This window comes from Selenomonadales bacterium, from assembly GCA_017442105.1.
In the GTDB taxonomy this organism is placed as follows: domain Bacteria; phylum Bacillota; class Negativicutes; order RGIG982; family RGIG982; genus RGIG982.
The window spans coordinates 1-13,283 of sequence record JAFSAX010000015.1; the positions used below are offsets into that span (position 1 = coordinate 1).

Annotated in this window: 14 protein-coding genes; 13 read left to right on the forward strand and 1 reads right to left on the reverse strand. The window is 46.0% G+C overall.

The window, feature by feature from the left end:
- Positions 1–178 (forward strand): RNase H (locus IJN28_00620; GenBank protein MBQ6712275.1); only part of this gene is annotated, 178 nt, incomplete at its 5' end.
- Here IJN28_00620 and IJN28_00625 read toward each other — a convergent pair.
- Positions 175–1,158, reverse strand: a complete 984-nt coding sequence (locus IJN28_00625) for a site-specific integrase (protein MBQ6712276.1) — start codon at positions 1,156–1,158, stop codon at positions 175–177. The two genes, IJN28_00620 and IJN28_00625, sit on opposite strands and share 4 nt — an antisense overlap.
- Positions 1,159–1,275: 117 nt before the next feature.
- Here IJN28_00625 and IJN28_00630 point away from each other — a divergent pair, with 117 nt between their 5' ends.
- The 12 genes from IJN28_00630 to IJN28_00685 all read left to right on the forward strand — a co-directional run.
- Positions 1,276–2,508, forward strand: a complete 1,233-nt coding sequence (locus IJN28_00630; GenBank protein MBQ6712277.1) for an aminotransferase class III-fold pyridoxal phosphate-dependent enzyme — start codon at positions 1,276–1,278, stop codon at positions 2,506–2,508.
- 18 nt (positions 2,509–2,526) lie between these two features.
- A complete protein-coding gene (locus tag IJN28_00635) occupies positions 2,527–2,964 on the forward strand; it encodes an SRPBCC family protein (GenBank protein ID MBQ6712278.1) in 438 nt (145 codons plus the stop codon).
- Positions 2,965–2,983: 19 nt separating this feature from the next.
- Entirely contained in the window at positions 2,984–3,364 is a 381-nt protein-coding gene (locus IJN28_00640; protein ID MBQ6712279.1) for a DUF3783 domain-containing protein, read from the forward strand.
- Positions 3,365–3,508: 144 nt separating this feature from the next.
- Complete coding sequence (gene polA, locus IJN28_00645; GenBank protein ID MBQ6712280.1) at positions 3,509–6,109, forward strand: DNA polymerase I; 2,601 nt, start codon at positions 3,509–3,511, stop codon at positions 6,107–6,109.
- A gap of 12 nt (positions 6,110–6,121) precedes the next feature.
- Positions 6,122–6,949, forward strand: a complete 828-nt coding sequence (gene mutM / locus IJN28_00650; protein ID MBQ6712281.1) for a DNA-formamidopyrimidine glycosylase — start codon at positions 6,122–6,124, stop codon at positions 6,947–6,949.
- Positions 6,950–6,960: 11 nt separating this feature from the next.
- Complete coding sequence (locus IJN28_00655; protein ID MBQ6712282.1) at positions 6,961–7,569, forward strand: dephospho-CoA kinase; 609 nt, start codon at positions 6,961–6,963, stop codon at positions 7,567–7,569.
- A 40-nt stretch (positions 7,570–7,609) separates the two neighbouring features.
- Positions 7,610–8,170 carry a lytic transglycosylase domain-containing protein gene (locus IJN28_00660; protein MBQ6712283.1) on the forward strand — a complete coding sequence of 187 codons (561 nt, stop codon included), beginning with the start codon at positions 7,610–7,612 and terminating at the stop codon, positions 8,168–8,170.
- 21 nt (positions 8,171–8,191) lie between these two features.
- The gene (locus tag IJN28_00665; GenBank protein MBQ6712284.1) at positions 8,192–9,001 is read left to right on the forward strand and encodes a glucosaminidase domain-containing protein; all 810 of its coding nucleotides are present in this window, start codon (positions 8,192–8,194) and stop codon (positions 8,999–9,001) included.
- Positions 9,002–9,414: 413 nt separating this feature from the next.
- Positions 9,415–10,374, forward strand: coding sequence for an aspartate carbamoyltransferase catalytic subunit (locus IJN28_00670; GenBank protein ID MBQ6712285.1), 960 nt, complete (start codon positions 9,415–9,417; stop codon positions 10,372–10,374).
- Positions 10,358–11,656: a dihydroorotase gene (locus tag IJN28_00675; protein MBQ6712286.1), complete on the forward strand. Its 1,299-nt coding sequence runs from the start codon at positions 10,358–10,360 to the stop codon at positions 11,654–11,656. Before IJN28_00670 ends, IJN28_00675 begins: the two co-directional genes overlap by 17 nt.
- Before the next feature lie 25 nt (positions 11,657–11,681).
- Positions 11,682–12,743: a carbamoyl phosphate synthase small subunit gene (locus tag IJN28_00680; GenBank protein MBQ6712287.1), complete on the forward strand. Its 1,062-nt coding sequence runs from the start codon at positions 11,682–11,684 to the stop codon at positions 12,741–12,743.
- A 3-nt stretch (positions 12,744–12,746) separates the two neighbouring features.
- On the forward strand, positions 12,747–13,283 hold a 537-nt coding region (locus tag IJN28_00685), incomplete at its 3' end, for a carbamoyl-phosphate synthase large subunit (protein ID MBQ6712288.1).

Below are 13,283 nucleotides of genomic sequence, written 5' to 3' on the forward strand. Positions count from 1 at the left end.
CATCTCGGAATGGGCATTGGGAAATTGGAAAACGAATCGTGATCTGACGCGTCGTTATGCCGATTATATGTCGCGTCATCTCAGTTGGGTCAATTTTTGTAAGGTAACGGGTCATACGGGCGTTGTTGGCAATGAATTAGCAGACAAGCTTGCCAAAGATGCGCTCGGTATCCGTTAAAACATCTTATTGAGAGCATTTTCTTTGAAGAGATTGCCTTCTTGAATATAGCGACGAACCATTTTTTCTGATTTATGACGAGTTTGTTTCATGATCTGTCGTTCGGCTACGTCATGTTGTGCCGCGCTGGTGGCGAATCCGCGTCGCAGGCTGTGTCCTGCGAATTGCTTGGGATTCAGTCCTGCCAGGGCGGTGTATTTTTTTACGATAAGTGCGACAGATTTATCCGAAAGCTGCGATATACCGACTTTCTTTGTCTTGCTGATCGGGCGGAAGATAGGACCGCTTTTGATGATGGCATGATCGAGCCATCTCTCCAATGCAGTAACAGCACATAAGTCGGTGTTTTGGCGATATGGGATAGCGATTCGTTCACCGATACCTTCTTGGTCGCCTTTGGAACGCTTGATGCGGATCATGACGCCTTCTTGCGAGAAGGTCAGGTCGTCATATTGCAGAGCGACAAGTTCCGAACGACGGAATGCGCCCGAGAAACCGAGAAAGAGAAGTGCTTTGTCACGGATACCTGTTAAGCCGAATGGTGCAAAATGCGGTTCTAAGAGTGCAAGGTCTTCCAACAGGATCGGTTGTTTCGGTGACTGAAAGATACCTTTTTCACGCTTGATCGCGGCAATCGAAGCTTTGACGAGCGGAGAGAGGATAGGATTGTCGCTTACGAAGCCTGCGGCGCGATGATTTTCGGATATTGCGCTTAAACGGCGCGAGATGGTATTGGCGGCTGCGTGGTCAGCGAGATCGTTGATATAGTTGACGACTGTTTCGGGTGCAGCGGGCAGTGATGTGGTTTTTTGTATTTGGCACCAGTAATGGAAATCGTTCCAATCGGCGAGATATGCTTTGAGCGTATTATCCGATTTGCTTTTAGTCAATCTGCGTTTGCTTTTGAGGGAAAGTTTTTTGTTTTGTTCGAGTATCTGTTCGTTTGCCAGTGCGAAATTGTTTGGCAGTTCTTTTGTCACGAGCCACACCTTCTTTCTACTCAATATTGTACCGTATTTTTTTATCTGTTGGCAATATGTATGAAATGAGGCTTCTTCCGATATACTAATTGCAATAGATAGAGGAAGGTGCTTAACATGGAGAGTAGTGTAAAGAAGAATTATCAAGCGTATATCAATCCGTCTGTTGTGCGTCTGTTGGAGTTCATGGGGATGGATGCTGTTGAAGTGCGCGGTGAAGGGATATATCTGTACGATTCGACTGGCAAAAAATATATAGATTGTCTTGGTGGATACGGTACGTTTGCGTTCGGTCATCGTCATCCTCGTATCGTAGAAGCGGTGAAAAATCAGCTTGATAAATTACCGCTTTCGGGGAAAGTTTTTTTGAGTCAAGCGTTATCGAATGCCGCCCGTCATCTGGCGATGATCACACCGCAAGGATTACGATACAGTTTTTGGTGCAACAGCGGGACAGAAGCAGTAGAAGGCGCACTCAAAACGGCTCGTCTTGTTACGCGGCGAAAGCGATTTGTTGCGATGAAGGACGGGTTTCACGGTAAGACGTTCGGATCGCTGAGCGTCAGTGGGAGAGATCTGTATCGTACACCGTTTGCGCCGATGCTTGATGAGGTCATACATATACCGTTCGGAGATGTCGATGCGCTTGAACGTGTGATGGATAAGACGATAGCAGGTGTTATCGTTGAACCGATACAAGGTGAAGGCGGTGTTATCATACCACCATGCGGATATCTTCGGGATATAAGAACGTTGTGTGACAAGTACGGTGCGCTGATGATAGCCGATGAAGTGCAGACGGGTATGGGACGCACGGGACGTGCATTTGCCGTTGAACGAGAAGATGTTGTTCCTGATATTCTTGTTTTGGCAAAAGCACTTGGTGGCGGTGTGATGCCGTGCGGTGCATTTATTGCGACGGAAGAGGTGTGGAGACCGTATTTTGATTATCCGTTTCTTCATACATCAACATTCGGCGGCAATCCGCTTGCGTGTGTGGCAGCTGATATGGCAATGACTGTATTGACAGAAGAAGGACTTGCGGAAAATGCGGCGAATAAGGGAGAGTATCTGCTGAAACAATTGCGAGGTCTGATGGCAGAATATCCTGATTTGATCTGCGATGCGCGTGGACGAGGGCTTCTCGTTGGATTGGAAATGCCGTCGGAGAGCCAAGCGGGATTATTGATGTCGGAGTTGGTGAAACGTGGTGTGATAGTGGCATATACGCTGAACAATCCAACGATCATTCGGTTGGAACCGCCGCTCATCATACAACGTGATGAAGTAGACATGGTGATAGAGCGTTTGGAAGATGCTCTGATACAGATAAAGAAATATGGAATATGAGTTAGTTGGAGGAGAAGCATGACGACATTTGAATTGATAAAACAGATGCCGTATTCGGCAGAAGTGGTATTTGAGCAGTTGTGTCATATGGAGCGGTATGTAGAGTCAATGAAGAATATCGAACGTTTGACGGTGCTTACGCGGACGGAAAATGCAGCTCAAACGCAGTGGGAAGCTGTACTGGACGGGCGAAAGATCATGTGGTCGGAAGAAGATACGTATGACAAAGAGGCGCATAAAATAGCATATCGACTGATCGAAGGTGATTTCAGCGAGATGACAGGCAGTTGGTGCGTCGAGGATGTGGAGGATGGATGTACGGTCACGCTTAATGTATCGTTCGCATTCGGCATTCCGATGCTGGCAATGTTCGTTGAACCTATTTTAAAACGCAAATTAGAAGAAAACAGTCATATGTTGTTAGATGGTATTGAAGCATATCTGAGAACAAAGTAATAGAGGGAGAAGATGTACTATGAGTCGTGGACAGAAACTTGTTATGATGTATCAATTAGACGAATCGAAAGACAAAATCAAAGAGATCGCGAAAAAATTCCAGATCACAACGAAAACGATTTCCCGGGAAATGATCGGGGAAACGATGGGGCATCTGATCGGACGCAAAGGATTCGGTGCGGCAAAAACAAAAACAGAAGATACGACAATGAATGAACCGATGCTTGTTATGGACGGTCTTCAAGGTAATTCGCTCAACGTTTTTTTGAAAGCGCTCCAAGAAGCAGGCATATTCATACCGCTCAAGGCTATCATTACGCCGATCAATCTCTCGTGGTCGTTTTGCAAGCTGTATCATGCAATTGAAGAAGAAGACAGAGAGATGCGTCAGGCGAAATAACGATATAAAAAAGAATGTCTTAACAGACATTCTTTTTTATATGTGGAGATAATAGGCTTTTCACGTGATAAGAGAAGGTTTTTCTGTGTGGAATAGCCAATATATATAAAGTTATACAAGTTGAAAAATAAGGGGAATATCGTTATGTTGCCAAAATTTATATTGATCGACGGAAGCAGTTTGATGCATCGTGCATTCTATGCGTTACCGATCTTATCGTCTTCCAAAGGAGAATATACGAACGCTATTTATGGGTTTGCGATGATGCTTTGTAAGCTGATCGAGAATACCCATCCAACTGCGATGGCGGTTGCGTTCGATAAGAGCCGTATTACGTTTCGCTCGGAAGTCTATGAAGGATATAAGGCGAATCGTTCGGCAACACCGCCCGAATTGAAAGAGCAGTTTGCAACGGTGCAGGAACTTATCGGTTCGCTCGATATTCCTGTATTGGAGATAGATGGCTATGAAGCGGATGATATTATTGGGACGCTGTCTGCTAAGGCAGAGGCGAATGGTTATGAAACGATCATCGTAACGGGTGACCGTGATGCACTTCAGCTGTTAAGCCCGACGACACACGTGATGTTCACGCGCAAAGGGGTAACGGAGATAGACTGGTACGATGAGGCGGTTTTTGAAGCGAAATATGAGCTCAGACCCAAGCAACTGATTGATATAAAAGGCTTGATGGGCGATTCGTCCGACAATATCCCCGGAGTACCCGGTATAGGCGAAAAAACGGCGCTCAAGTTACTCAAAGAATACGGAAGTGTTGAGTCTGTACTCGATCATGTTGATTCGATAAAAGGCAAGAAGTTAAAAGAAAACTTGGTAACATATCGCGATGACGCTCTCATGTCTAAACGATTGGCGACGATCGTGAGAGATATGCCGATCGCGTTCGTGCCTGATGAATTTGCATTTGCGCCCGAATGGGAGAAAGTAAAGCCGATGCTTGAACGATTCGAGCTTCGTACGATCATTGGTAAGTTTGCGCCTCTTTTGAAGATGGAAACAGAGGGAACAAAACAAATCGCAGTCATTTACAATGGTGATGCTGAAGAAGCGAAAGCACTTGCTAAACGTATTCGCGAAGAAAAGCAGATGGCGTTCGCACTTGTGACAGAAGGCAAGATGCCTTCGTATGAAGCTGTGGGAATCGCAGTTGCCGATGGGGAGAAAGTCTGCTGGTGGGATCGTAGTGCAGAGGGTTTCCAAACGATGCGTGCGCTTTTATCCGATGATTCTATCGAAAAGATCACGTATGATTGGAAACGTGTATATCATACATTCACAGAAACGATAGATATAGAAAAACAGAATATTTTTGATGTGATGATAGCGGCGTATCTGGCTGATGCGACGAGCAATAATTATGCGATAGAAGAATTGGTGGGGCAGTATTTGCCTGAATATTGCTTTGGAAAAACAGAGGATGCTAAGCAAGTTGCGGTGCAAACGGCAGGTTGTTTGAACGCGTTGGCCAGAGCGATCGGTGAAAGGATCGCATCTTTGGAGATGGAACCGCTTTGCCATGAGATCGAGTTTCCATTGATTCGTGTATTGGCAAAGATGGAACAGAAAGGCATCTTTATTGATCGTGCGAAATTGGCAGAAATGTCAGTGCGGATCGGCGATCAGATTGCTCGATTAACAGATGAGATACACGCTCTGGCAGGAGAGGAGTTCAATGTTAATTCGCCAAAACAGTTGGGTGTCGTTTTGTTTGAAAAGCTGCACCTGCCTGTTGTAAAAAAGACGAAGAGTGGTTATTCGACGAATGCAGAGGTATTGGAAGAACTTCGTAAATATCACCCTGTTATTGAGAAGATACTTGAATATCGTATGCTGACAAAATTGAAGTCTACGTACCTTGATGCGATGGATGGACTCATTTCGCCTGTTAGTGGAAGAGTCCACACAACATTTAATCAAGAAGTAACGGTAACGGGACGACTCAGCAGCTCCGATCCGAACTTGCAGAACATTCCCGTGCGGACAGAGCTTGGACGAGAGATCCGTTCACTTTTTATCCCGGGGAACGGATATGATTATCTGATGTCTGCCGATTATTCACAGATAGAGCTTCGCGTATTGGCTGATATCTCGCAAGATGATAACTTTGTACAGGCGTTCCGTAAAGGGGAAGATATTCACAGCCGAACGGCGGCAGAGGTATTCGGTGTGCCGATGGAGGAAGTAGACGGTGGATTGCGTCGCAAAGCAAAAGCCGTAAACTTCGGTATCGTATACGGGATAAGTGATTTTGGTTTGTCGCGTGATTTGAACGTGACGAGAAAAGAAGCGAAACAATATATCGACAGCTATTTTGCAAAATGTGTCGGTGTGAAGAAGTTCATTGACGAGATCGTGCAGGAAGCACGTGAGGCGGGATATGTAACGACGCTGTTCGGCAGACGAAGAGAGCTGCCTGAGATCAACAGTAAGAATTTTATGCGTCGCGGTTTTGCGGAACGAACGGCAATGAATACGCCGATCCAAGGAAGTGCGGCCGATATCATCAAAAAGGCAATGATAGAAGTAGACAGTGCGCTTCGCAAAGGCGGTTTCAAAAGCCGAATGTTGTTGCAGGTACACGATGAGTTGGTCGTTGAGGTCGTCAAAGAAGAGTTGGAAGAAGTAACAGCGTTGGTAAAAGATTTGATGGAGCGGGCGGTACAGCTTAGTGTTCCGCTTACGGTAGATGTAAATTACGGTGAGAACTGGATGGATGCCAAATAAGGAGGAAGTGCGATGCCTGAGATGCCCGAAGTTGAAACGATACGCAAAGACTTATCAAGACGTGTCTGCGGAAAACAGATCATCTCGGCAGAGGTACGCCTTGTTCGGCAACTGCGTGCACCAAAAACGGTAGCAGAATTCGAAACGCTCGTTGTTGGTAAAACGATTCATATGATAGACAGGCGCGGGAAATATCTTTTATTTGACTTTGATGATGTCAGTCTTGTTATTCATCTTGGCATGACAGGTCAGCTCTATTATGCGCAGACCATAGATGATATTGATCTGACGCATGTGAGGTTTTTGTTCCGATTGGATTCGGGCGAATATATCGTTTTTGCGGATATTCGAACATTCGGTGGTGTTTATGCGCTGAAAAAAGAACAGCTTGGGGAGATCCATGGACTGGCGACGCTCGGACCGGAGCCACTTTCTGAAGAATTGACGGCAACGTATTTGTCACCGCGTCTTGCGAAACGAAAAAGTCCGATCAAAGCCTTTTTGTTAGATCAAAAACAAGTGGGCGGGCTTGGTAATATCTATGTAGATGAGGCGCTGTTCGCAGCGGGAATACACTCGATGCGAAGCTGTGATTCGCTGTTGCCGGAAGAAGTAGAAAAGCTGATCGTCGGTATCAATCGTGTTATCTCAGACGGGATTCGTGATGGTGGGACGACATTTCGTGATTATCGCAACGGAGAAGGCGGCAAAGGTGATCATCAGAATCATCTGTTCGTATATGGGCGTGGTGCAATGCCTTGTGTAGTTTGTGGAAATATGATCGAAAAATGTACGGTCAGTGGCAGAGGGACGCACTATTGCGCATTGTGCCAGAAGTAGGAGGTCATACGATGTATATCATAGGATTAACAGGTTCGATAGCAAGTGGGAAAAGTACTGTCAGTCGTATTCTTGCAGATTGCGGTGCGCCCATTGTTGATGCCGATCTGATCGCGCGTGCTGTGGCAGAGCGCGGTGAGATAGGATGGCAGAAGATCGTTGAAACATTTGGTGAAAGCGTGCTTCAGGCGGATGGACAGCTCGATCGCGGGAGAGTCGGCGAAATGATCTTTCGTGATGCGACTAAGAGAGCAGAGCTTGACCGCATTATGCATCCGATCATTCTGGAGAGAATGAAAGAAGAGATCGCAGCATATGAAGAGCAAGGCAAAACGATCGTGATACTTGATGTTCCGCTTTTACTGGAACTCGGTTGGCAAGATAAGGTATCTGTCGTATGGCTCGTTGCCGTATCGCCTGATACGCAGAAACGACGCTTGATGGCGCGCAATAATTTAACGGAAGAACAGGCGATGGTACGGATTGCTTCGCAGATGAGCATTGAAGAAAAACGCCGATATGCCGATGTCATTATCAACAACGATGGTACGCTCGAAGAAACAGAACAGACTGTTCGTACAAACTGGACTGAAACAAAACGGATGCTAAATGAAGAGTAAGAAGCATAGGAATAAAAAAACAGTACGGAGGGATAACAGAATGCGGACTTGGATAAAAGTGGGAATCATTTTTTTGATCCTTGTATTCGGTGCAAAGGCGATTCATGATTCCGGTTGGTTTCAACGCAAATATGTATATCCCTATATGTACCAAGAATATATCTACGACTCTGCTCTTGAATGGGAGGTAGACCCTGTCCTTGTTATCAGTGTGATGCATTCGGAAAGTAAATTTTCGATCCATGCGCAGTCACGTCGTGGTGCACTCGGCTTGATGCAGTTGATGCCCGATACAGCACTGTGGATCGCTTCACAGATACAAGACAATACGTTTACACTCGATAAGTTGTATGATCCTAAAACAAATATTCGATACGGAACATGGTATCTGTCATCTTTGAAACGTGAGTTCAAAGGCAACGAAGTATTGATGCTTGCTGCATATAATGCAGGTCGCGGAAATGTAAAACAATGGATGGAAAAGTATGGTTGGGGATTTGATTTTTCTGATTATGAGAAGATACCGTTTGATGAAACGCGAGGGTATGTCGCGAAAGTATTGCAGAATAAACAAGCATATTTGACGCTGTATGAAGATTGACGGTGAGGTAATGGTGAGAGCATGAAGCAAATAAAATGGGACAAAGAGATGGTGGGACTTGCATGCGGCTGCATTTGTTTGATCGGTGCTATCGGTTGGTCGCAATATCAACATGTGACAACGGAAGAGGTGCGTCCCGACAGCAGTGTTATCATCAATGAAGAATTAGATCGCCAAAAAGAGATGGACAAACATATCGTGCGTGTGACAGACCGCATGATGCAGCTGGAACAGTCACTTTGGATGCTCGGTGAAAAATTACCTGAGATCAAACAACATATGACAGCAAAAAATGTTAGGCTGGAGGCCAGAACGGTTGCGGTGGGCAATGGGTCGCGATTGGTTGCACAATACCTAAATAAACCGACAACACAACGCAGCAGTACATTTGATGTTACGATGCCGTCTCTTGTGACAGCTTATGAGATAGATATGATCTTAGCAGAATCTCCCTTGGCGGGATTGGGACGAGCCTTTGTGGAAGCGGAGGCAGAGTCGAAGGTCAATGCAATGTTTTTGCTTGCGCTTGCTGTTCATGAGTCGAATTGGGGTTCATCGGTACTTGCTCGAGAAAAGAACAATCTGTTCGGTTTTGGTGCATATGACAGCAATCCGTATCATGGTGCCAAAGTGTTTGCATCGAAAGAAGAGTGCGTGAAACACGTTGCACGGTTTTTGCGCGAGCATTATCTCGAAGGCGTTTATTATCGCGGTACGACGATCCAGAATATCAATCAGACCTATGCAAGTGACCGTGCGTGGGGCGAGAAGATATTCGCAACGATGACACGGCTTGACAGCAAGATTCAAAACTTGGGATTGTCGGAATAAGATGGTAGCAGAGCTGTAAAAAACGAGGTGTATATTTAACGCCAAAAGCCGTTAAATGATCAATGTGATACCTTGAATATCAACGGAATATTTGTGGAAAAAAGTAGAAAAAAACAAAAGAATTGATTGACATTTATATATCATTCTTCTATAATTAAGAAGAAACATAAGTGCCTTTTAAACTGGTTCTGTGAGACTGGTAAGGGATGTTAGCTGATGTGATACTTACCTTCTTACGTATAATATTTTATTTTACGAGAGAAGGTTTTTTTATGCGCAAGCATAGTATGGACAAGTGGGATAATTGTACCCTTGTCCGAGTGGTTTATGCGGATTGTGCATAATATCAGATGATGTTTAACTCCCTGTCGACAGTCGGCAGGGAGTTTATTTTATTAGGGAGGGAACGACGAGTGGACAAAAGCAAAATCTCGCTGAGAAACAAACACATTTTGGACTTGGAGTATTTGTCGGCAGAAGAAATCGATTTGATTTTGAACACGGCAAAAGAAATGAAGAAGTTGGTTGGTCGCGATATCAAAAAAGTGCCTGCACTTCGCGGTAAATCGATCGTCAACTTATTCTTTGAACCAAGCACGAGAACACGTACTTCGTTTGAATTGGCAGGTAAATATTTGGGAGCTGATGTCGTTAATATTACGACGAGCTCGAGCAGCGTTGTCAAAGGCGAAAGCCTTCGTGATACGCTCTACACGATCGAAGCAATGGGAACGGATATCATCGTTATGCGTCATAAAGCAGAAGGTGCTGCCGAATATGCAAGTCAGATCGTAAGTTCCCGTATTATCAATGCAGGGGACGGTGCACACGCACATCCGAGCCAAGCACTTCTCGATCTTTTCACGATCCGTCAATATAAAGGCGACGTAGCAGGTAAAAAAGTTGCTATCCTCGGCGATATCTTGCACAGCCGTGTAGCACGTTCCGATATCTGGGGCCTTCGTAAACTCGGTGCAGAAGTTCATTTGGCAGGTCCGCGTACGCTGATGCCGCGCTATATTGCAGAACAAGAAGGCGTATATGTACACGACAGAGTAGAAGATGCGATCGACCAAGCTGATGTAATCAACGTACTTCGTATCCAGCTTGAACGCCAAAAAACGGGTCTTTTCCCGTCGCCGCGTGAATATGCACGTATCTTCGGTCTTAACAAAGATCGTTTGGCACTCGCAAAACCCGATGCGCTCGTACTTCATCCGGGTCCGATGAATCGTGGCCTTGAAATTTCGCCTGATATTTCGTATTGTGACCAGTCGGCTATCCAAGAACAGGTCAAAAACGGTCTTTCGGTACGAATGGCATTGTTATTCTTAGTCTTGATGGGAGGTAAGAACATTGAAGCTGATTCTTAAAGGCGGATGCGTTATCGATCCGGCAAACGGTATTGAACAGATTGCCGATGTATTGATCGAAGACGGTAAAATTGCACAGGTTGGAACTGATATTACGGCAGAAGGTGCCGAAATCAAAGATGTAACAGGCAAGGTTGTTGCTCCGGGCTTTATTGACCTCCACATGCACTTGCGTGAACCGGGTCTGGAAGCAAAAGAAGATATGCAGACAGCAACACAGGCTGCGGCAGCGGGCGGTTTTACGACGATCTCCTGCATGCCAAATACAAAACCTGTTGTAGACAGTCTTGTACTTGTAAATGGTCTGAAACAGCGCGCACAAGAAGTCGGTATTACAAAAGTACAGGTTATCGGTGCGGTCAGCAAAGGCCAAAAAGGGGAAGAACTTGCAGAACTTGGCGATATGTGCCAAGCGGGTGTAATGGCTTTCTCCGATGATGGGCATTATGTTAATAATTCGAACCTTTTCATGAATGCACTTGACTATATCGTGCCGTTCGGCAAACGTATCATCTCGCATGCAGAAGTTCATTCGCTCGTATGCGACGGTCATATGCACGAAGGCGCACGTTCGGCCATGCTTGGTGTCAAAGGTCGTCCGTCGGTTGCAGAAGATATTGCAGTAGCACGTGATCTCTTGATCGCAGATTATATTGGCGGTAAAGTCCATATCGCTCATGTCAGCACAAAAGGTGCAGTTGAACTTATCCGTCAGGCGAAAGCACGCGGCATCGATGTAACGGCGGAAGTAACGCCGCATCACTTGTCGCTTACTGATGAGATCGTAACGATGGCGAACACGGCAACGAAAGTCAATCCGCCGCTTCGTTCGCGTGACCATGTTGAGGCAATGATCCAGGGTCTTAAAGACGGTACGATCGATGCGATCGCAACAGATCATTCTCCGCACGCATTCGAAGAAAAAGACCGCGAATATTGCTTCGCTCCGAGCGGTTTCTCCGGCCTCGAGACGGCACTTGGCGTTGTCTTGACACATTTGTACCATACGGGTCTTTTCACGTTGTCTGAAGTCGTAGAACGTATGACGGCTGCTCCGGCTCGCGTTATGGATCTCGCTGAAGGTACTTTGTCGGTCGGTGCTTCTGCCGATGTGGTCGTATTCGATCCTGATGCAGAGTGGACGGTTGATCCGAAAGAATTCTATACAAAAGCAAAAATGACACCGTACGAAGGCATGAAGCTGAAAGGGAAAGCTGTCATGACGATCGTTAACGGTAAGGTTGTAATGGAGAACGGACAGATCACTGCATCGTGTCTGTAATTCCCAGATTATTCGGAGGTGTAGTATGAAAGGGAAATTGGTATTGGAAGACGGCAGTGTATTTCACGGCGAGCTGGTACAGGCTTGCGATGCTGTCGGTGAAGTAGTGTTCTATACAGGTATGGGTGGATACCATGATGTTTTGAGCGATCCTTCGTACAGCGGACAGATCGTTACGATGACATATCCGCTTATGGGTAATATCGGTATGATCGATCTCTTGGAACAGAAACCGTTCGTAGGCGGTTTTATCATTAGTGAATTGTGTGAAAAACCGAATCACTACTTGAACAAAACGACGCTTGGCGAATACTTGGAAAAAACGAATACACCGTGTCTTTATAATGTAGATACACGTGCTATCACGCGTCACATTCGTAACAATGGTACGATGAGAGGCGTTATCGTAGCAGATGATATGGCACAGGCTGATGTCGATGCACTTCTTGCACAGGCGGCAGTAACGAATCTTGTAGAAGCTGTTACGACGAAAGAAGCATACGCAGTAGGTGAGGGCGACGTACATGTTGTCGTGCTCGATCTCGGCGTAAAACCGGGTGTCTTGGATTTCTTGCAAAACAAAGGCGCACGCGTAACGGTCGTTCCCGCAACGGCGACGGCAGAAGAGATCCTTGCTCTCGATCCGAGCGGTATCGTGATCTCGAACGGCCCGGGCAATCCGAAAGATGTATCGGCTGATGTCGTGGCTACAGTAAAAGCTCTCGCAGGCAAAAAACCGTTACTCGGTATTGCGCTCGGTCATCAGGTTATCGCACTTGCACTCGGTGCTGATACGACGAAATTGAAATTCGGTCATCGTGGTGCGAACCAGCCGGTCAAAGACTTGGCTAACGGCCGTGTATATATCATGTCGGAAAACTACAGCTACGTTGTTGATGAAGCATCGCTTGCAGGCACAGAACTTGAAGTAGTGCAGAAAAATGTCAACGATGATTCGGTCGAAGCACTTCGCCATAAGAGCCTTCCGATCTTCACGATTCAATATTATCCGGAAGCAAATGTTGAAACGGCAGACAATTATGAAGTAGTAGGCCAATTCTGGGCGCTTATGGAAAAGGGGGAATAACTCGTGCCAAGAAAAGCGAATTTGAAAAAAGTAATGGTAATCGGCTCCGGTCCGATCGTTATCGGTCAGGCAGCAGAATTTGACTATGCAGGTACGCAGGCTTGCCGTGCGCTCAAAGAAGAAGGCTTGGAAGTAGTCCTTGTCAACAGTAACCCTGCAACGATCATGACGGATGCGAATATCGCAGACCGTGTATATATCGAACCGCTTACAGTAGATTTCCTTGAAGAGATTATCGCCAAAGAACGTCCTGACGGTCTCCTTGCAACGCTCGGCGGTCAGGCAGGTCTTAACCTTGCGGTTAAATTGGCAGAAAACGGTGTTCTCAGAAACTATAATGTAGAGCTTCTCGGTACGTCCCTTGAAGCGATCAAAAAAGCAGAAGACCGCGAAATGTTCAAAGATACGATGCAGGCGATCGGCGAACCGATCCCTGAAAGCGTTATCGTAGAAGATATCGAAGGTGCACTTAAATTCGCTGCAGAGATCGGCTATCCGCTTATCGTACGTCCTGCTTACACGCTCGGCGGTACAGGCGGC